Annotated in this window: 15 protein-coding genes and 1 other RNA gene; 6 read left to right on the top strand and 10 right to left on the bottom strand. The window is 63.7% G+C overall.

Annotated elements, in window-relative coordinates:
* The first annotated feature begins 384 nt into the window (after positions 1 to 384).
* Complete coding sequence (locus PSV38_RS04685) at positions 385 to 2,262, top strand: tetratricopeptide repeat protein (protein WP_300545404.1); 1,878 nt, start codon at positions 385 to 387, stop codon at positions 2,260 to 2,262.
* Complete coding sequence (locus PSV38_RS04680) at positions 2,259 to 4,397, top strand: methyltransferase domain-containing protein (protein ID WP_300545402.1); 2,139 nt, start codon at positions 2,259 to 2,261, stop codon at positions 4,395 to 4,397. The genes PSV38_RS04685 and PSV38_RS04680 overlap by 4 nt, the downstream gene beginning before the upstream one ends.
* A gap of 4 nt (positions 4,398 to 4,401) precedes the next feature.
* Here PSV38_RS04680 and PSV38_RS04675 read toward each other — a convergent pair whose 3' ends face one another.
* The 10 genes from PSV38_RS04675 to PSV38_RS04630 all read right to left on the bottom strand — a co-directional run bounded on the left by PSV38_RS04675 (position 4,402) and on the right by PSV38_RS04630 (position 16,748).
* A complete protein-coding gene (locus PSV38_RS04675; RefSeq protein WP_300545399.1) occupies positions 4,402 to 5,529 on the bottom strand; it encodes a deoxyguanosinetriphosphate triphosphohydrolase in 1,128 nt (375 codons plus the stop codon).
* A 7-nt stretch (positions 5,530 to 5,536) separates the two neighbouring features.
* A complete protein-coding gene (gene aroB / locus PSV38_RS04670) occupies positions 5,537 to 6,658 on the bottom strand; it encodes a 3-dehydroquinate synthase (RefSeq protein ID WP_300545397.1) in 1,122 nt (373 codons plus the stop codon).
* A gap of 102 nt (positions 6,659 to 6,760) precedes the next feature.
* Positions 6,761 to 6,858: signal recognition particle sRNA small type (ffs, locus tag PSV38_RS04665), an RNA gene on the bottom strand.
* Between the two features lie 22 nt (positions 6,859 to 6,880).
* Entirely contained in the window at positions 6,881 to 8,407 is a 1,527-nt protein-coding gene (locus tag PSV38_RS04660) for an alkaline phosphatase D family protein (protein WP_300545394.1), read from the bottom strand.
* A 105-nt stretch (positions 8,408 to 8,512) separates the two neighbouring features.
* Complete coding sequence (locus PSV38_RS04655) at positions 8,513 to 10,921, bottom strand: alpha/beta fold hydrolase (protein ID WP_366526640.1); 2,409 nt, start codon at positions 10,919 to 10,921, stop codon at positions 8,513 to 8,515.
* A 401-nt stretch (positions 10,922 to 11,322) separates the two neighbouring features.
* Positions 11,323 to 12,441: a GMC family oxidoreductase N-terminal domain-containing protein gene (locus tag PSV38_RS04650; RefSeq protein ID WP_300545391.1), complete on the bottom strand. Its 1,119-nt coding sequence runs from the start codon at positions 12,439 to 12,441 to the stop codon at positions 11,323 to 11,325.
* A 2-nt stretch (positions 12,442 to 12,443) separates the two neighbouring features.
* Positions 12,444 to 14,216, bottom strand: coding sequence for a hybrid sensor histidine kinase/response regulator (locus PSV38_RS04645; protein ID WP_300545389.1), 1,773 nt, complete (start codon positions 14,214 to 14,216; stop codon positions 12,444 to 12,446).
* Between the two features lie 14 nt (positions 14,217 to 14,230).
* Positions 14,231 to 14,917: a response regulator transcription factor gene (locus PSV38_RS04640; protein ID WP_300545387.1), complete on the bottom strand. Its 687-nt coding sequence runs from the start codon at positions 14,915 to 14,917 to the stop codon at positions 14,231 to 14,233.
* 162 nt (positions 14,918 to 15,079) lie between these two features.
* Positions 15,080 to 16,198, bottom strand: a complete 1,119-nt coding sequence (locus PSV38_RS04635; RefSeq protein WP_300545385.1) for an AIR synthase-related protein — start codon at positions 16,196 to 16,198, stop codon at positions 15,080 to 15,082.
* 73 nt (positions 16,199 to 16,271) lie between these two features.
* Complete coding sequence (locus PSV38_RS04630) at positions 16,272 to 16,748, bottom strand: hypothetical protein (RefSeq protein ID WP_300545383.1); 477 nt, start codon at positions 16,746 to 16,748, stop codon at positions 16,272 to 16,274.
* Between the two features lie 228 nt (positions 16,749 to 16,976).
* Between PSV38_RS04630 and rpsP the strand changes: the two genes are divergently transcribed.
* From rpsP to rplS, 4 genes are all read left to right on the top strand, one after another.
* The gene (gene rpsP / locus PSV38_RS04625) at positions 16,977 to 17,237 is read left to right on the top strand and encodes a 30S ribosomal protein S16 (RefSeq protein WP_230181851.1); all 261 of its coding nucleotides are present in this window, start codon (positions 16,977 to 16,979) and stop codon (positions 17,235 to 17,237) included.
* Positions 17,238 to 17,242: 5 nt separating this feature from the next.
* A complete protein-coding gene (rimM, locus tag PSV38_RS04620) occupies positions 17,243 to 17,869 on the top strand; it encodes a ribosome maturation factor RimM (RefSeq protein ID WP_300545377.1) in 627 nt (208 codons plus the stop codon).
* 16 nt (positions 17,870 to 17,885) lie between these two features.
* On the top strand, positions 17,886 to 18,653 hold the full coding sequence (gene trmD / locus PSV38_RS04615) for a tRNA (guanosine(37)-N1)-methyltransferase TrmD (RefSeq protein WP_300545374.1): 768 nt from the start codon (positions 17,886 to 17,888) through the stop codon (positions 18,651 to 18,653).
* Between the two features lie 78 nt (positions 18,654 to 18,731).
* The gene (gene rplS / locus PSV38_RS04610) at positions 18,732 to 19,085 is read left to right on the top strand and encodes a 50S ribosomal protein L19 (protein WP_300545372.1); all 354 of its coding nucleotides are present in this window, start codon (positions 18,732 to 18,734) and stop codon (positions 19,083 to 19,085) included.
* Positions 19,086 to 19,151: the final 66 nt, after the last annotated feature.

Raw genomic sequence — 19,151 nt, 5'->3', positions numbered from 1 at the left:
AACAAGATTGGTGCAGCGATACAGCTACTGCAGCTCGCCTGCCCGACGCTAGTCAACCGCATTGCCCAAGTGGCTTGGCCACCAGAACCATCGGCCGGCTAACCGGACCACGTGCCTACTTACTTAATGATGTGAAGGCCGTTGGTTTACTTATCGGAACGTGCTTGCAGGGACTTGAGTTTTTTTTTGAAAGGGACTAGGAAGTTTTAGATCCAGTGAAAAAAGCGCTTTGTGGCCGCCTACTTCCGAACCCGCTTCCCAGGACCTCTCTCTAGACTGCGGTTCATGGCTATTCACCAAAAACCCGTCAAAACTCCTCACAAGACTCATAACGGCCCGGGGGCCGAAGTCTTGAGGGTGGCCCATCAAAATTGGGAGTCGGGTGTGAAATACGCCAAGTCTGGCGACTGGCCCAAGGCGCAGGCCGCTTTCGACAAGGCGGTGAAAGTCCAACCACAGGATGCGCTGTACCTTTTGAACCTGGCCCGTGCCCAGATGAAGAATGGCACGGTCAATCAGGCTCACCTCACAGCGATGAAGGTGATCGCACTTCAGCCCGACAACGCCATCGCGGTGGAGGTTGCCTGTGAGTGCCTGAATCGGCAAAACCGCCATGTCGAAAGCGTCGGGTTGCTGGAGCGCCTACCGCAGCATGTGACGCGCTCTGCTCAGTATTGGCAGTTGCTGGGCGAGTCACTGTTCAACTCCAGCCAGTATGAGAAGGCCATCAGTGCCTTGTTCGAAGGGTTGGCGCTGGAGATGGACCATGTCCTGTCTCACTACCGACTGGGTCTGTCGTTCAACGCACTGGGGCTCAAGAACGAAGCCATCGAATGCTTTCGCACAGCGCTGGCCTTGGGCATGGGGCCTGGCGATCTGGCTGCACAAGGCATGCTGACGTTCATCGAGCGAGAGATTTGCTCTTGGCAGCATGCCAAGACCGACCTGGTGGTCCTGCGTGGATTGGCCGCCAAGCTGCCAGCCCATGCCATCGCCTGGGCCTCGGTGTTTGCCCATGTCACGGTCACGGATGATGCGCAGGAGCATCTGCGTGTTGCCCGTTCGTGCGCGCGCTTCCAGGCGCGACTGGTTGAGCCATTCGCGCCTTTGGCACCCCGAGCGTTGGGCGAACGTCTTCGTGTGGGTTTTGTGTCCGCCGATTTTCACCAGCACGCTACCGCCATCCTGATGGCCGAGGTGTTCGAGCAGCTGAACGCCGATCCTCGCTTTGAAGTCACCATGTACTCGCATGGTCCGGAGGATGGCAGCCCCATGCGCGAGCGGCTCAAGCGGGCTTGTGCCAAGTTCGTCAAGATCGATGCATTCAGCGATCTGCAGGTGGCGCAGATGGTTCGCCAGGACAGTATCGAGGTGTTGGTGGACCTGAAAGGTCACACACGCGGCAGCCGCTTGGGCATCTTTGGCCACCGGGCCGCCCCAGTGCAAGCCAGCTTCCTGGGCTTTCCCGGCACGACGGGCGCCGACTACATGGACTACTTCATTGGTGACGCCATCGCGTCGCCCCTGGATCACGCCAACAACTACAGCGAGAAGCTGGCCTTGATGCCGCGCTGCTATCAGCCCAATGATCGCCAGCGTTCCAAACCTCAACCTTGCACGCGTGAAGAAGTGGGGCTGCCGCGCGATGCCCTGGTGCTGTGCGGCTTCAATCAACCCTTCAAACTCTCGCCCGAGGTGTTCGATGTTTGGTGCCGCCTTCTGCGCCAACTGCCTGGTTCGGTGCTCTGGCTGTTGCAATGGAACGATCAATCTTCGGCTCCCTTGCGCGCCGAGGCCGAAGCCCGAGGGGTGGACCCTGCCCGGCTGTTCTTCGCGCCCAGGGTGGGGGCCAAGGAGCACATGAGCCGCCTCGCGCTGGCAGATGTCTTCATCGACACCTGGCCTTGCAATGCGCACACCACCGCCAGCGATGCCTTGTGGGCGGGGGTGCCCCTGGTCACCTATGCGGGCACGACCTTCGCTTCGCGGGTGGCTGCCAGTTTGCTGACCGACGTGGGTCTGCCCGAGCTGGCCACCACCACGCTGGCGGACTACGAGGCGCAAGTCATGCAACTGGCCAGCGACCCTGCCCGGCGTCAGGCCATCCGGGACCACCTGGCTCATGCCCGCGAGACCGCGCCCCTGTTCGACAGCCAGAGCTACACGCGTGACTTCGGCCGCTTGCTGTGGGCCATGGCAGAGCGTTGGTCGCAAGGCCAACCGTGCGATCACATCTCCCTCATTGACGGACCTTCATCATGACCCAGCTCCCCCATGTCCACCTGTGCATCGTGCAGCCGAGTGGTTATGTGCACTCGCTGGGCTTCCTGGACCAGGCACGGTACTTCCGCCACCAGTTCCGCCGCATGGGCGCGCAGGTCAGCTTGGCAAAAAACCGCCTGCGCCATGACGCTGTGAACTTCGTTTTCGGCGCGCACCTGGGCTTCGACGCGGCGCTTCGCCAACGCTACAGCTGCGTCTTCGTGAATCTGGAGCAACTGGGCCAAGGTGGAGCGGCGGTCTCGCGCGATTACTTGCAGTTGCTGGCCACTTCGGCCGTGGTGGACTATGACGCCGACAACGTCGCGGCCTATGCAGCCGTGCCCGCAGAAGTACCCATCGTGCCCTTCTTGTACGCGCCCTATCTGTCTCAGCTTGAGTTTCTGCCTCTGGAAGACCGTCCGATCGACCTCCTGTTCATTGGCAGCATGAATGATCGCCGCCGCGCGATGATCAACCGCATCGAAGCCCAGGGCGTGAAGGTCAGTCTGTTTGACAGCCCCTTGTACGGCCCCGAGCGCGATCAGATGATCGTGCAGTCCAAAGCCGTGTTCAATGCGCACTTTTATCCCACCAGTCGTTTCGAGCAGGCGCGCGTGTCGCATTGCCTTTCGGTGGGCACGCCGGTCATTTCTGAGCGGGCCCCGCAGAGCATGCCGCATGCCGCGTTCGAGAACAGCGTGATCTGGGTGGATGAGTCGAACCTGGACACCTATTTTGCTGAGCAGTTCGGCTCGCCATATTTTTACGAGATGGCGATCCAGAGCCTGGTGAATTTCCAGGATGCCGATCCGATCGAGGCCTATGCCGACCTGATGGCATTCGCGGTTGGTTTTGGGCGCGCGCACCAGTTGGCGAGACCCAGCGATGATTGGCGACCTGCCCGGATCAACCTGGGGTCGGGCAAGGACTACAAGCCTGGCTGGTTGAACATCGATGTGCTTGACCGCGCTCAGCCCGATCTGGTTCTGGACTTGGGGCGGCCGGTGTCATGGCCTGTGAAGGTCAAAACACCCTACGGTGGCCACGTGTGCCTTGAGGAGGGCGGTGCCGAACTGATCTACGCCAACAATGTGCTGGAGCATGTGCCGGACCTGCCGGAGTTGATGGGCAATTGCCTGAAGCTGCTGAAGACGGGTGGCAAATTTCTGCTTGAGGTGCCTTACGAACATGCCGCAACCGCCTGGCAGGATCCCACCCACCTTCGGGCCCTGAACGAAAAATCATGGCTTTACTACACAGACTGGTTCTGGTACCTGGGTTGGTTCGAGCACCGCTTCACGGTGGAGCAGTTCGGCTACCTTGATGACAAGCTGAAAGAGTGCGCCAAGGACAAGGCCGCCTTCATGCGCGTAGTGCTGACCAAGGTGGTGACCACCATGAAGGAGCGCACGACTGCGCGGGTCATGCGTGCTGACTTTGCGCTGCCCGATGATTTGCCCGCTGCCGATGTCGGGGCGGACGAGGTGCGGCCGGGCATGGTCCTGCACAAGCCGGGCAAGAAGCACGTGGTCAACAAGTCGGGTGTGCGCGATAAAGTGGGGCGCAGTGACGTGACCATTGGCCGTTTCACCTATGGCATGGAGCACCTCAGCGTCCGGGAGTGGGGCGAAGGCGCCACGCTGAACATTGGAAGCTTCTGCTCGATTGCATCTTCCGTGACCATCTTTCTGGGCGGAAATCACCGGGTCGATTGGGTGAGCACCTATCCCTTCGGGCACCTGTACGCCGATGAACTCGGTGGCCAGGGCATCAAGGGACATCCCGCCACGAACGGGGATGTCGTCATTGGCCATGACGTGTGGATTGGCCATGGGGCAACCATCATGTCGGGCGTCACCATCGGAGATGGCGCGGTCATCGCGGCCAATGCCCAGGTGGTCAAGGATGTGGCTCCCTACGAAATCGTGGGCGGCAATCCGGCCAAGCACCTCAAGTTCCGATTCGATGAAGATGTTCGAGGAGCCTTGTCCAGGTTGCAATGGTGGGCGCTGCCTGAGGAAGACATTCTTCAGATCGCCGAGATCCTCAGTGCACAGCCCACACTGGCCGCGATTGAAGCGTTGGTCCAGAGGTTCCGCATCGTGGCGCCAGTGCTCGAAGCAACTCACGCTTGAGAGCTCAGAACAGCCGCCGCCCCGTGAGCCGTTCGTGTTCGCGGATGGCAAAGCGATCGGTCATGCCGGCGATGTAGTCCGCCACCGCGCGGTGCGCGTCTTCGCGCTGCGCATGCTCCAAAGGCATCTCACCTGGCTTGTCCACATAGGCCGCGAACAGCTCGGCAATCACCTGCTTGGCCCGCGCCGTGGTCTCGTTGACCTGGGGATGCCGGTACAACTCTTTGAACAGGAAGCGCTTGAGCTGCGTGCTGGCTTCCCGCATTGGTTGGCTGAAACGCACCAGGGACGGGCACAGGCGCGCCGCGTCCGCGGAGCTGGGTGCATGCTCAGTGAGGGCATCGCGCGTGGCGTCGATCACGTCGTAGACCTGCTGCGACAGCATGCGGCGGATGGTGTCGAACAACAGGCGCCGTCCTTTCACGTCCGGGAATTCCGACAAGGTCTCATCCCGAAAGCGCGTGAACAGGGGTACGCTTTCCAACTGCTCCATCGTGATCAGGCCCGAGCGCACGCCATCGTCGATGTCGTGGGCGTTGTAGGCGATCTCGTCGGCCAGGTTGCACAGCTGCGCTTCCAGGCTGGGTTGCGTGCCTTGCAGGAAGCGGTGTCCTACGCCGCCCGGCTCGCGCGCTTCCATCAACTCGGCATTCTTGCGTGAGCAATGCTTGAGCACGCCTTCGCGCGTTTCAAAGCTCAGGTTCAGGCCGTTGAAGGCGGGGTAGCGTTCTTCCAGCTCGTCGATCACGCGCAGCGATTGCAGGTTGTGCTCGAAGCCACCATAGGTGCTCATGCACTCGTTGAGCGTGTCCTGACCCGCGTGGCCAAAGGGTGTGTGGCCCAGGTCATGCGCCAGGGCGATGGCCTCGACCAGGTCTTCGTTCAAACCCAATGCCCGCGCGATGGAGCGGCCCAGTTGCGCCACCTCCAGTGAATGCGTCAGCCGGGTGCGGAACAGGTCACCTTCGTGGTTCAAGAACACCTGGGTCTTGTAGACCAGGCGCCGAAAAGCCGTGCTGTGCACGATGCGGTCGCGGTCGCGCTGAAAATCGTTGCGCGTGGGCGCTGGCGCCTCGGCGTGCAGGCGGCCTTTGGTGTGCGCCGGGTCGCTGGCGTAATGGGCGAGCCACATCGCGATGTCAGGCGGTGTGTGCCGCGATGACTTCGCGCACGATGGCATCGGGCGCGGGTCGCATGCTGGCTTTGCCCAACTGGTCGATCACCACGAAGCGGATCTCGCCGTCTTCGGCCTTCTTGTCCACGCTCATCAGCTCCAAGTAGCGCTCAAAGCCCAGGGCCGGGCCGACGACTGGCAAGCCGGTGCGCTCGATCAAGTCTTTGATGCGCAACGAGGTGGCCTGGTCGATCAAGCCCAGGCGGTGCGACAGGTCCGCCGCCATCACCATGCCGCAACCCACGGCTTCGCCGTGCAGCCATTCGCCATAGCCCATGCCCGCTTCGATGGCATGACCAAAGGTGTGGCCAAAATTGAGGATGGCGCGCAGGCCGGCTTCTTTCTCATCCTGGCCCACCACCCAGGCTTTGATCTCGCACGAGCGGCGGATGGCGTGGCGCAGGGCGGTGCGGTCGCGCGCCAGCAGCGCGTCCAGGTTGTCTTCCAGCCAGGTCAAAAATTCGGCATCCGCGATGGGGCCGTATTTGATGACCTCGGCCAGGCCGGCCAGCAACTCGCTTTGCGCCAGGGTGTCGAGCGTGTCGATGTCGCAGATCACGCGCTGGGGCTGGTAAAAAGCCCCGATCATGTTTTTGCCCACCGGGTGGTTGATGGCGGTTTTGCCACCCACGCTGGAATCGACCTGCGCCAGCAAAGTGGTGGGCACCTGCACGAAGGGCACACCGCGCATGTAGCAGGCGGCCGCAAAACCCGTCATGTCGCCCACCACGCCGCCACCCAGGGCGTACAGCACCGTTTTGCGGTCGCAGGCTTGTTCGAGCAAGGTGGTGAACACCTGGTTCAGCGAAGGCCAGTCCTTGAACGCCTCGCCATCGGGCAACTCGACCGACAGCACGCGCCGGTGGTGGGCCTGCAGGGCCTGGGTCAGCTTGGCCGTGTAAAGCGGCCCCACGGTGGTGTTGGTGACGATCAGGGCCGTGGCCGATTTGGGCAAACCGGCGTAGGTGCCGGGCTGGCCGAGCAGGCCTTCGCCGATCAGGATGTCGTAGCTGCGGTCACCCAGGTCGATGGCGACCGTGGTGGTGGCCGTGCTCGTGGGGGATGTGCTGGAGGAAGTCGATGCCATGAGCGCTTGGAGGTCCCAACAAGGGCCCCAAGCCCGCGCAAGAGTGGGTGGGGTTCCCAGCGGTCCCGGCCGCGACGCAGGGGGCATCAATCAAAAGAAAAAGGTGACGAGCCTTACCCCGGCACTGGAGGCAAACGGTTAGGGCTGCTTCGTTCCCAATCTGACCCGGTTGGCCGCGCCCCCATGCGGGGAGGCCCGTCACCGACCATTGTAAACGAGGTCTTAGAACAGAGTGCGGCAGACCTCTGGCGACTGGGGCAGTCCTGTCGTCAGATCATCCTGGACGAAGCTCACTTGCCCTTGCCAGCGGCCCTGCTGGCATTGGAAGTCCAACACGCTAAACCCATCGCCCGAGCGTGGGTACCAGGTGTCGACGTGGCAAACCAGGTTGGCGTCGTTTTGAGGCGCGAGCAAGCGAAAGGATTCACGTGGCACGAAGTCTTCGCGCCGCGAGTTGGCGAAAGGAAAGGGCGCATACAGGGCCGGGCAATGCACGGACCAGGCAGTGACGTCCCGTTCGGGGGCTTCTGGGCAACTGATGGTGATCTGGCACACGCAGCCCAGGTGTTCGTCGCCCGACACGAACACCACGTGCCTGGCCTGGTGATGCCACAGCCGGGCGAGCAGGCCGTGCAGGGCGGCGGGGTAGCCGTCCCAGGCATCGGATTGGAGGGCGCCGGCCTCGTCGGCCAGGCTGGTGTGCCTGCGGGGCAGCAGCATCGAGGGGCCAGCCAACACCTTGGGCGTCCAGGTGCTGGCGTGAGTCGCCAGCCAGTCATTCAGGGCCTGCTTTTGTGCGCTGGACATGATGCGAGCCTGCCCCAAGGTGCGCGCCTGTCGGCGTTCCCGCTCGGTGCGGGTGTCCATCATGAAGCAGGCCAGGGGGCCTTGCTGGAAGTGGTACCAGACCGGCGGTGCGTGATGGTCAGCGGTGTGGCCCCTCAAATGGGCAAAGTAGGCAGCCAGGCCGCTTCGCCGAACCCGGTTGTTGTCGCCGAAGCGGGCGTGCAGGGCCCCGATGGGTGACCAGTTGTCGTGGAACTCGTGGTCGTCCGGGAGGGTGTGCACCATGGGGCCCGCCAGCGCCTGACGCACCACCGGGCGGGACAACCAGTGCCGATAGGGCCCGTGGTAGCGGTCATCCACCGCAGTCGGGTCGAACAGGCCCGCCGTGGCGTCGCTGTAGACCTGGTCGCCGACCAGCAGAATGGCGTCCAGAGGGCTGTGCTTTTGCCATTGGCCCAGGCGGTGGTAAGACAGGTCGGCCGGTCCGGGCGCCCACTGACCGACACGTGGTTGGCCATCGATCATGCCGCTGGCGTATTGGCAACTGGCCACGGCGATTTGGATGCCTTGTGCGTCGGGGTCGCGGTGTTGGTTGGGCCACCGGGTTTGGCGGGCCGAGAGCAGGTTCAGCGGTGCCAGGTCTTGGAAGCGCCTGCCTTCCAGGTGGCGTTGAATCTCTTCGGCGATGCCGGGATGATCCAGCCCGGGCACGCAGTCCGGTGTGCTCGATGGATCGGTCAGCAGCAGGGCGGCACAGCGGTCATGGGCCTGCAGCCAGCCGTCGGGGATGTCGAAAAAATGCACGGTAGCGTGGGTGGCTGGCCAGCACCAGGCTTGGAGGTGCCAACGGTCCGAGCCGGGCAGTGCGGGGGCCACCAGCACCGCAAAAGTGGGGGGGCATTCACCCGGTGACGGCCCCACGCCCACCCGCACGACATCGTCCGACCCTTGGTGCAACACCATGAACGGACCATGGCCAGGCGATGTGCAGACCAGCCCCCCCGAACCCCGAGGGGTGATTTTTTGCATACCAACATCACAACGACGACAACAAGTCCTTGAGCTTGCTCATTGCAAGAAGCGTGTGATGTGTGGAAAAACGTCGTGATGGGCCCGCTTTCCGATCAGGCAGTCCTGATGCCCGTAGCCAGGAATGGGGGCGCAGACCAAGCGTTCGGAAAATTGCGGCCCCAGGCTGTCCACGAAATCGCGGAACAAGTGCATGCCGCTGATGTCGGACAGGCCGTTTTCCTCGCCATGCACGTACAGGCACGGGAAGGTGAACGCGGCGGCCATCCGGGCGGGCGTCACGTAGACGGGGTTGCCCTGATGGTCGGTCAGGCAACGCCAGCGGGCGAAGTGGATGGCCTGGCTGACCGAGGCCAGGTTCATGGGGCCGAAGTGGTCGTCAATGGCGTCCAGCATGCCCACCGACAGGTTCAGGGCATTGAAGTCCCGGCCATACAGCGCGTCCATGCGGTGCCGTGTGCCGATCCAGCTGGCTTGACGCCAGGGTGGCCAGAACGGGTTCTCCATGCTGAATTCAGCGTCGGGGTAGGTCTGCGAGGCCAGCAGGCGGTCCAGCAAGGTGTCGGCCAGGGTAGGGTGCTCCGGGCGGAAGTCGAAACGGCCCAGGGGCATGAACTGGCGCAGGTAGCGGGCCAGGTAAGCCCGCATGACGTTGGCGGGGCTGAAAGCCACCTTGGGGGCAACCTGCGAGATGACCAGGCGGCGGATGCGGCCCTTGAGGGCGGCGCGCAAGGCGGGCCGGGCATCGGTGGGTGTGGCTTGCGTCGGCAGGTCGCCGAGCAAAGCCATCCACAGCATCGCCGAGCCCATGCAGTGGGCCACGATGTCGATCTGGGCGTGGCCCGTGGCGCGCGCGATGTGGTCCACCGCTTCGGGGATGTCGTTGTAGGCAACTTCCTCGAAGGTCCAGGGCTGGCTCGACGTGGGCAGGCCGGGGCTGGTGCGCATGTCCAGGATCCACACGTCATGACCTTGCTTCCACAGGGTCTCGGCCAGGTTGGGGCGCACCGCAGGGTGGGCAAAGGTGGTGCCGCTGGCGCTGTAGCCGTGGATCATCAGCACCGGACGGCTGTGGTGCCGGGCGTACCGTGTGAGCCGGATGCGCACCGCAGCTGGTCCCACGTCCAGGTCGATGATCTCCGGCGCTGGGAGGTCGGGGATGGGACCGGGCAGCCGGTGGACCGGGCGCGATGGCGGTGTGTCGGGCTTGCGGAAGGTCCACACATGGGTGTGCAGCAGCACGCGCGAGACCCAGGCCGCCAGGCTGCCCAGGTCGGCCAGGGCGTCGGGCATGGTGTCAAAGCGCAGCAATCGCAGCAAAGGCACGCCTTGCTCTGCGAAGTACGACAGGTTCACCTGCATCGGGATGTCGGCGTTGGACCAGGCGGGGCGCCCCGGGTGCTGGGTCAGGCGCATGCTCATCAGCTGTGTCCAGGGGTTGCCACGCCGTGCATAGGTGAGGCGTTTGTGGCCCGCCAGGTCCTGGCCTTGCCAAGCTTGCTGGAGCTGCAGGACCCAGGGGGCCTGGCTTTGCGCTGTGGCGTTGAGTGTGCGCAAGCTGTAGTCAAAGCGGCGCACCTCACCGGCCCGGGTGGCCAGTTGAAGCAGCCCGCGGAGCCGTTCAGCCGTGCTCAGATGGGCGGACGATGAAGATGGCGAATCCCGGCCCAACAGGTGAAGCACGGTGTCCCGCAGGCCCCGGTTGATGAGCCAGGCCCAGCCCGCGCGCGTGGCGCGCTGCCAGGCTGTCGAGGCCTCGCGGTACATGAAGCGCAATTGGCCCGACAAGGGTGCCGTCAACACCACCTCGCCCCGTTCGAAAGCCGATCCCACGCGCGACTCCTGGCCGTTGATCAGGGCAAATTCCAGTCGGCTGTGCTGCGGGTCCAGGCGCAGGGTGCGGGCATCGGGGTTCGGCTTCAGCAGGGCAAGGGCCTCCACCGGCTGAAAGCGCAAGGTCAGCCGCAAAGCCAAGCGGTGTCCTTCGGGCCATAGGGCGTGTGTCCAGTCGTCGGGGTTCACCCAAGCATGCAGCTGCTCGGTGACTTCAATGGTCGTGGGGATGCGTTGGCGCGCGGCGGTGGCGTACAAGGTCGATGGCTGACGGTAGACGCGCGGCGCGGTCACGGGGGTAGGAGGGGTGGGGTCTGCGTCGGTGAGTCGCCACAAAACGCGAAGCCGATCGATGGCCCGTTGAGCCACGGTGGCGATCGTCAAGGCCGGGTTGATGCCCAGTGAGGTGGGGATGATCGAGCCGTCTAGCACGACGAGGTCCGGGTGCACGTCGGTGCCCTGCCCCTGAAAAACCTGACCCAGGTGGTTGACCGCGCCATGGGTGCCCGAAGCGCCCATGGCACAGCCGCCCAGCGGGTGGGTGCTCACGGCCGGGCCTTTTTGATCGCCGGTCAAGGCGCGCATGCTGGCGGGCAGGGGTTGCCACAACGGCATGGGGAGCACCTGGCCGAGGGGGTGGTCAGAGGCCTCGCACCATTGGCGCAGCGCCGCCAGTTGCTGATCGGGGCGCGGGTCTTCCTTCAGCTCTGGCCAGGACACGGTGAGCAGCCCTTCGCCACGGCTCGGGTCTTTCCAGTCGATGAGGTCGGGCGGGCGAAGGTGGCCGTTGGCACTGTCGTGACCAATGATCGCCAGAACCTGGGTGTGCCGGAGTTGCTGCTCCCGCAACACCAGGGGGTCGTCGTCGTGTGGCTGGTGGCGGGTCAGGTCGAAGCGGGCCAGATCGTGCAGGGCCTTGGCGGTGGTGAACAGCTCTGCGAAAAGCTGCTTGAGGGGCCCGGGCACGGCCAGCTCCTGAACCACGTGGCCCAGGCCGGGCGCCGTGGCTTGACCGGCTAGGTTGGCCTGGCGCAGATCGACCATCGCCGTGATGGTGGGGCCCACCTCGCGTTCGCCAGAGGCCTGGTGCTCATCGGCCACCGCATTGACCGGCGAGGCCTGCCCGTACACGGCGGCGAGCACATCCCATTGCTTGAAAAGTGCTCGCCCAGGCGGCCCGAGGTTGGCAGCCCGTGGGCCCGTGAGCGCATGAGGATTTCGGTGGAACCGAAAGTGCCCGCGGCCAGCACCACCCGCCTGGCCCGAACGGTGAACGCCTGGTCGGTTTGCGCCGCGAGCAAGGGGTTGGTGTGTTCGATCCAGACCCGCCACCGACCACCCGACAGCGCCTCCAAACGTTGCACGCTGGCACCGGTGACCAAGCTCGCGCCTCGCCGCCGCGCCGAGGCCAGCAAGGTCTTGTCCAGCGATCGTTTGGCGTTGTGGTTGCAGCCGGTGGCGCAGTCACCGCAGCGTTGGCAGCTTGACCAGTCCACGGTGATGGGCAACGATTTGAACGTGCCGCCATGCCCGGGCAATGCACCGGCGAGTTCTTCAAGCGCGGCGTGCTTGGCCAGTCTTGGCTGGTCCGGAGGGCAGGTTTGTGCGCCCAGCCGTGTGGACAAGCCTTGTGCCAGTTCGCGCAGCAACGCTGCGTCTTGACGCAAGGCATCCGGCCAGGCAGCTTGCTCGAACACCTGAGGCTCGGGCATGGCCATCACCCCGGCATTGATCAGCGAGCCGCCACCCAGGCCGTTGGCCACCACGGCGCACACATCGGGCCCCACCCGCACGTCGAACAGGCCCGTGCGCACCCCTTGCGCTGTTGTGTTGTCGGGTGTGGTGAAGCGCACGTGGCCTGGCAGTTCGGCCAGCCGAGCGGGAAAGCTGCCTTGCACGTAGTGCTGGCCGCGCTCCAGCACCCACACCCGGCTGGCTTGGCCGGTGCGGCCATCGAGCACGCCGGCCAGGGCATCTGCGGTCACGGCGGCGCCATAGCCACTGCCCACGATCAGAACATCGCAGTCAAATCGTTCCGCCGAGGATTTGGCCCCTTCAACCCTGATGCCCTCATGCCGGGCCATCAGTGATTCCAATCCCATGGAAAAAAGATGTTCGGCGGCGTCTGGGGGCATGGTCAGTTTTCTTCCTCAAGCGCCAGCCGAATGGCCTGAAGCAAGGTGTCGGCAGACACCGGTTTGTGCAACAAAAGCAGGCCTTCTTCTTGGGCTTCCCGCAAGCGATCGGGCGCGGTGTCGCCGCTCACCAGCAGGGCGGGCAGGCTGGGCTGCAGTTGCCTGAGCTTGCGGATGGCCCTGATGCCGTTTTCTTCGGCGCGCAGGCGGAAGTCCACCAGGGCGATGTCCGGCGGGTCCTCGGCGATCAGGCGGATGGCCTCGTCCGTGCTGGCCGCCAGGGTGACGCGGCAACCTCGCGAGGTCAGCAAGGCTTTCATGGCCGCGCGCACTTCGGTCTCGTCGTCAATGACCAGCATGTGGCACATCGGCATGGAGGCTTCCGGCTCTTCATGCGCCGGTTTTGGGGGCAGCGCCGACGTGGCCACGCCCAAGCTCAAGGTCACCTGGGTGCCCACGCCGATTTCTGATTCCAGTGAGACCCGGATGTCCAGCAGTTGAGACAGCCTTTGCACGATCGACAGGCCCAGGCCCAGGCCCTTGGTGCGGTCGCGTTCCGGATTGTCGAGTTGGAAAAACTCTTCGAACACCTGGCGGTGGTGTTCAGCTGGGATGCCACGGCCAGTGTCCCGCACCTTGATCAATACCCGGCCAGGCAAGCCGTCTTGCCCGGGCAAGGTTTCGGCGCCCAGCCAGACCGTGCCGGCATCGCAGTATTTGATGGCGTTGTCCAGCAGGTTGCGCACCACCCGGCTGAGGTGCACGCCGTCAGAGTGAACGCCGAGCGATTCGGGGCAGGTCAGCGCCAGGCGCAGGCCTTTGCTGTGGGCCAGTGGGGTGAACTCGTGGTGCAGCTGCCTGAGCAAGGGCGCCAGGTGCATCGCACAGGCCTGGGTCTGGATGATGCCGGCATCCAGCTTTGACAGGTCGAGCAAGCCTGAGAGTTGTTCGCCCAGCGCCCGGATGGCGGTGTTCATGTGGCCCACGATCTCATGGGCGCGATCGGACAAATTCTCGGTGTTCAGGGCGGCGCTGAACAGCGTCAGGGTGTGCAGTGGTTGGCGCAAGTCGTGGCTGGCCGAGGCCAGGAAGCGTGTCTTGGCGATGTTGGCATGCTCGGCCGCCTCCAACGCGTCACGCAGTTCACGGTTGAGCTGGAAGGCCTTCTGGCGAAGGCCCACGGCCCGTTGCAGGGATTGGTGGTTGCCCCGCGCCAGTGACATCAGGACCAGCAAGTACATCACGATCAGCACCGACATCGAGGTGCCCAGCCAGCCCTGTTGCGCATTGGATGGCACGATGAGCCACGCCAACGCCAGTCCGCCCATGACCGGCCCAGCATAGGCAGAATAGATCGCGGGGTGCCCGGCCGTGCTGCCGACCGCGCCGCTGGACAAGCCTGCGAGCAGCATGGTCAGCACCGACCTTTCCAGCTCGGTCATGAGCGGAAAGAAGAGCACGCACATCGCGTGTGTGAGGCCGTTGACACCACTCAGAACGATGGCCTTGCGCAACTCGGGGGCCAAGGCTTCGTCGTCGGCATCATCAGCGGGAAACGTCAACAGCCGCCAGCGCAGGGTCAGCACGCACCCAACCATCAGCAGCCATCCACTCACCAGCCAGCCCGGGTAGCTGCGCATGGCAATGGACGCGATCAGGGCGGCAACCAGGAACACGGGCCAGGGTATCAAGCCTACCTGGCGGGCCACCAGGCTGAGCACCTCGTGCACCGCTGAATGGGGTGGGCTCAGGGGCGCATTGGTGGGAGTTTGCACACCCGCGTTCATCATCACCAGTCGCGCTTTTTACGGGGGGCGGGGCGTTGCAAGGTGTCCAGTTGCCGCATGAGGCCCAATTCATGGGCCTTGTACATGGCCTGGGCACGGCTGCTCACGCCCAGCGTTTGGTAGACGGCCCACAGGTGCGCCTTGACCGTGCCTTCGGCGATGCCGATGTCGCGGGCGATGATCTTGTTGGACTTGCCTTGCAGCAGGCTGCGAAGCACGGCCAGTTGCCGGTCGCTGAAGGTGACCGTGGGCGGTACGGACGCACCCGGCTGCGCGCTTGCGTCGTGACTGGAGGGTGGCGCGGCCACCGCCTTGGGCGGCAGGTATATGCCCTGGGCCAGCACGATTCGCAGGGCCTCGATGGTCACGTCGGAGTCGGTGTCTTTGGGGATGAAGCCGGAAGCTCCCGCTTGGATGCAAGCCTGGATGGTGTCCAGTTCATCGTCGGCAGAGATGATGACCACCGACGCACAGTCAAACCATTGGCGCACTTCGCGCAAGGCGTCCAGCCTTGTCTGACCGGGCAGGTTCAGGTCCAGCAGGATCAGGTCAAATCCATCGGTGGGGTGTTTGCAAGCATCTGCCACCCTCGCTGCCTGGACCACATGGTTGTTGGCATCCAGCGAGAGCAGCAGACTCTGCAAACCCTCTCGGAAGAGAGGATGGTCGTCAATGATCAATACACGCACGGCTGCAACTTCTCCAACCGGCTAGCGGAGACCCCTGACGTTCCCTGAGCAAATGCCTTTATTGTCATGAACGGACAGCGTTTGAACAATCCGTTGGGCAAATGGTAACGAGGTTGATCACACAAAACCGGGGCCTAAACCTCAGTTTAGCTGGGGGCCTGATCAGCGCAGTTGCAGCTCATCCGCGCCGTAAACCACGTTCAAGGGTTCGATCACGACCTGCTTGGGGCCCTCTTCGACCCGGCCCGCGATGATCGCCTCAATGCCCAGCGTTTTCGAGATCTCGACGACGCGTTGGGCATCGCCCGCTGCCACGTACAACGCAAAGCCCGCGCCCATGTTCAGGGTGCCATAGGCCTCTTGGTCGTCCAGCTGGCATTCGCGCTGCATGAAAGCCAGCACGGGCGTCACGGTGGGCACCTGCGTGATGCGGTAGGTCAGTTGCTTGGGGTGGCGCAACAGCTTGCGCCAGCCGTGGCCAGTGATGTTGGCGCAGTAATGTGGGTTGATGCCTGCGGCGGCCAGGGCCTCGGTCACGGGCGAGTAGAGCGTGGTGGGTGCCAGCAAGGCCTCGCCATAGCTTTCGCCGTTGCCGATGTCGGTCAGGTAGCCCTGGGGCAAGCGCTCGGCCAGCTTGCGCGCCAGCGACAGGCCGTTGGCGTGGATGCCGCTGGAAGCCAGCAGCACGATCGTATCGCCGGGGCCCATCTTGTCGCCCACCGACAGGCGGGTCTTGGGGCTGATGATGCCGGTGCAGGACGCGGCCAGGTCGACCCGGCCATCGGCCACGATGCCAGCCAGTGCGGGCGTTTCGCCACCGCCCCAGGCCACATTGCAGATGTCGCAGGCCTTTTTCCAGCCTGCCACCAGGGCATTGGCACGCACCTTGTCGGCAAACCAATCCGAGCCGCCTGCGGCCCAGTAAGCTTGCACCACCAAAGGCGTGGCGCCCACCGTGATCAGGTCGTTCACCGCCATCGCGATGGTGTCCTGGGCGATGCCGTCGTAGTAGCTTTTGCCGGTGAGCTTGGCCATGTCGTCGGCCACCAGGGGCTTGGTGCCCAGGCATTCGACGATGCTGGCCAGGTACATCGGGCCCACATCGACCACGTAGGCCGATTCGCCGCGCGAGGCGCCCACTTCGCTGAAACCATGGCTGGCCAGGTGCGCGCCGGTCTGGGCGGCGGCACGTTGCGCGGCCACCTTCAGCGGGTCGATCAGGTCGTAATTGACGCCGGCCTGGTCGTAGGTGAGGGGGGTGGACGGATTTTCAGCAGTCATGGCGCAGCGTGGGGAAAGGCAAAAGCGCGATTATCCGGCACTTGCCTGCACTTGCGGCATGAACTCAATCCGGTCACTGACTGATCTTCAGCGCTTCATCGACCTGGTACTCGAAGTAACGCTGGCCTGAGAACGCGATGGTGGCCATCAGCACGGTGGCGCCCAGCAGCAGCGCCAGCACCACGCCGATCACAGCCGCCCAGCCACTGGCAGGGGCGTTCGGGTCTGCGCGCAAGGACGGGTTGAAGCGCGCATGCCATTTCTCATCGGCCATCAGCCCGTAGTAGATGGCTTGCAACATCGTGTAGGCCACCATGAAACCCAGGATGGGAATGAGCAACCAGGCGAGCTTGTCATCCTGGCCCAGTTCTTCGACACGCTGAAGGCCCAGCACGCCCAACAAGGTTGGAATCGGGTGTAACCAGCCCCAGACGTCACCAAACCCGTAGAGGTAAAACCGGTGCAATCCCAGCGGCCCGCCGATCAGGGTGACCCAGGTGGCCAGGGTCTTGGACTTGTAATTTTGGACGTTGGCGGTGGTGTTGCTCATGGGGCGGCGCCATTGAATGCGCACAAAACGAATTGCTCGGACTATAATGCTCGGTTTTCCAGCATGTGTTTTGCCCGGCGGTTTGCTGCCAGGCAGGGCGCGTATCTAAATGTGCTGGAACGATCAGGTGTCGGCCCAAGGCAAAAAGCCCCAAGCCGGCCGACAGGTCGCCGGACCCCGAGTGTCTCCCGGGAATGGCAGCCGCCCCATTCATTTGAAGGACACATCATGGTCGTGATTCGACTTGCTCGCGGTGGCTCCAAGAAGCGCCCCTTTTTCAACATCGTTGCCGCTGAAAAGCGCAACCGCCGTGACGGCCGCTTCCTGGAGCGCGTGGGTTTCTACAACCCCGTGGCTTCTGGCCAAGCCGAATCGCTGCGCGTCGCTTTTGACCGCGTGGAACACTGGGTGAGCCACGGCGCACAAGTGTCGCCCACCGTGGAACGCCTGTTCCGCGAAGCCAAGACCAAGGCCGTCGCGGCTGCTTGATTGGCATGAACGATCGCGTGACTGTGCCCTCCTTGGGGCTGGACGATGATGTCGCCTGGCCCGAGGACGCGGTAGAAGTCGCGCGCATCGGCGAGGCCTGGGGCATCCAGGGTGGATTCAAAGTCCAGCCTTTTTCGGGTGACCCCCAGGCCCTGTTCTGCACCAAACGCTGGTTTTTGCGTCCTGCTGAGGTTCAGCCGGGCGTGGCCGTGCGTCCTCCTGGTGCCAAGCCTGCGGCTCCGGCCGTGGCCCGCCTGAGCGCGCCCCGCACCCTGAAGATCAAAAATGCCCGTGAGCAGGGCGACACCATCGTCGCCACCGCCGATGGCATCACCGATCGCAATGGTGCCGAGACTTTGCGCGGCGCCCGCGTGTTCGTGTCGCGCTCCGCATTCCCCACGCCTGATTCCGACGAGTTCTACTGGATCGACCTCCTGGGCCTGACCGTGGTGAACCGCCAAGACGAAGTCCTGGGCACCGTGGCCGATCTGATCGATACCGGCGCTCACAGCGTGCTGCGTTGCGTCGATGAAGCCAATACCGAGCGCCTGATCCCCTTTGTCGGGGCCTACATCGACAGCGTCAGCCTGCAAGATCGGCGCATCGTGGCCGATTGGGGTCTGGACTACTGAACAAGGCGGCACGTTCGTGCGCTTTGACGTCATCACCCTGTTTCCCGAATTGTTCGCGCCCTTCCAGTCGGTGGGCGTGAACCGCCGTGCTTTTGACAGCAAGGCGATCGAGCTGCGCCTGTGGCAACTTCGTGATTTCGCGGAGGACACCTACCGGCGGGTGGACGACCGCGCTTATGGCGGCGGCCCCGGCATGGTCATGTTGGTCGAGCCCCTTTGCAAGGCACTGGCTGCCATCCAGGCCGATCACGCTGCGAGTGGCCTGCAAAAGGCCTTGCCCGTGATTCTGTTCAGCCCGACCGGCCAGCCCCTGACTCAGGCGCGCGTGCAATCGCTGGCGCAAAGCCCTGGCGCTGTGCTGCTGTGCGGTCGCTACGAAGGCATTGACCAGCGCTTCATCGATGCTCACGTGGATGAAGAAATCAGCCTGGGCGACTACGTGCTATCGGGTGGCGAGTTGCCCGCCTTGACGCTGATCGACGCCGTGGCGCGTTTGCAGCCCGGCGTGCTGAACGACGCAGCCTCGCACCAGCAAGACAGTTTTTCGGACGGCTTGCTCGATTGCCCGCACTACAGCCGCCCCGAAGTGCTGACGGTGGAGGGCATTGAAATGGCCGTGCCGCCAACACTGATGTCGGGTCACCACGCCCACATCGCCAAGTGGCGGCGCGAGCAGCAATTGACGATCACGGCGCGCAGAAGGCCCGAATTGATCGAGATTGCCCGCCAGTCTGGCGCGCTCAGCAAAGAAGATGAGCGCTTTCTCAAAACTTTACTGCTATAATCGCGGTCTTTTCCGATCCTCTATCTGGCCCGCCATAATGGCGTACTGAGCGCAGACAAGATCACTTAGGAGTTATCCATGAATCTGATTCAGCAGCTTGAGCAAGAAGAAATTGCTCGCCTGAACAAGACCATCCCCGTGTTCGCCCCTGGCGACACCGTGGTGGTCAGCGTGAACGTCGTTGAAGGCACCCGCAAGCGCGTGCAGGCTTACGAAGGCGTCGTGATTGCCAAGCGCAACCGCGGCCTGAACAGCAGCTTCATCGTGCGCAAGATCTCCAGCGGCGAAGGCGTGGAGCGCACGTTCCAGCTGTACAGCCCCCTGATTGCGACGATCGAAGTCAAGCGCCGCGGCGATGTCCGCCGTGCCAAGCTGTACTACCTGCGTCAACGCAGCGGCAAGTCGGCTCGGATCAAAGAGAAGCTCGCTTAATCGCAGCAACTCCCATCAACCGCCTGTTGCTCACGCTCAGGCGGTTTTTTGCTTTTCAAACTCTCG

This window comes from Aquabacterium sp., assembly GCF_029946005.1.
GTDB lineage: Bacteria > Pseudomonadota > Gammaproteobacteria > Burkholderiales > Burkholderiaceae_C > Aquabacterium.
This window is presented reverse-complemented; position numbering and strand designations above follow the sequence as displayed.

Bases quoted from the DNA above. Each gene is read 5' to 3' on its own strand.
- PSV38_RS04680 (WP_300545402.1), top strand. From the start codon at position 2,259: ATGACCCAGCTCCCCCATGTCCACCTGTGCATCGTGCAGCCGAGTGGT.
- PSV38_RS04650 (WP_300545391.1), bottom strand. From the start codon at position 12,441: ATGCCCCCAGACGCCGCCGAACATCTTTTTTCCATGGGATTGGAATCA.
- PSV38_RS04655 (WP_366526640.1), bottom strand. From the start codon at position 10,921: ATGCCGTTGTGGCAACCCCTGCCCGCCAGCATGCGCGCCTTGACCGGC.
- aroB (WP_300545397.1), bottom strand. From the start codon at position 6,658: ATGGCATCGACTTCCTCCAGCACATCCCCCACGAGCACGGCCACCACC.
- rpsP (WP_230181851.1), top strand. From the start codon at position 16,977: ATGGTCGTGATTCGACTTGCTCGCGGTGGCTCCAAGAAGCGCCCCTTT.
- PSV38_RS04635 (WP_300545385.1), bottom strand. From the start codon at position 16,198: ATGACTGCTGAAAATCCGTCCACCCCCCTCACCTACGACCAGGCCGGC.
- PSV38_RS04675 (WP_300545399.1), bottom strand. From the start codon at position 5,529: ATGTGGCTCGCCCATTACGCCAGCGACCCGGCGCACACCAAAGGCCGC.
- PSV38_RS04660 (WP_300545394.1), bottom strand. From the start codon at position 8,407: ATGGTGTTGCACCAAGGGTCGGACGATGTCGTGCGGGTGGGCGTGGGG.
- rimM (WP_300545377.1), top strand. From the start codon at position 17,243: ATGAACGATCGCGTGACTGTGCCCTCCTTGGGGCTGGACGATGATGTC.
- PSV38_RS04630 (WP_300545383.1), bottom strand. From the start codon at position 16,748: ATGAGCAACACCACCGCCAACGTCCAAAATTACAAGTCCAAGACCCTG.
- rplS (WP_300545372.1), top strand. From the start codon at position 18,732: ATGAATCTGATTCAGCAGCTTGAGCAAGAAGAAATTGCTCGCCTGAAC.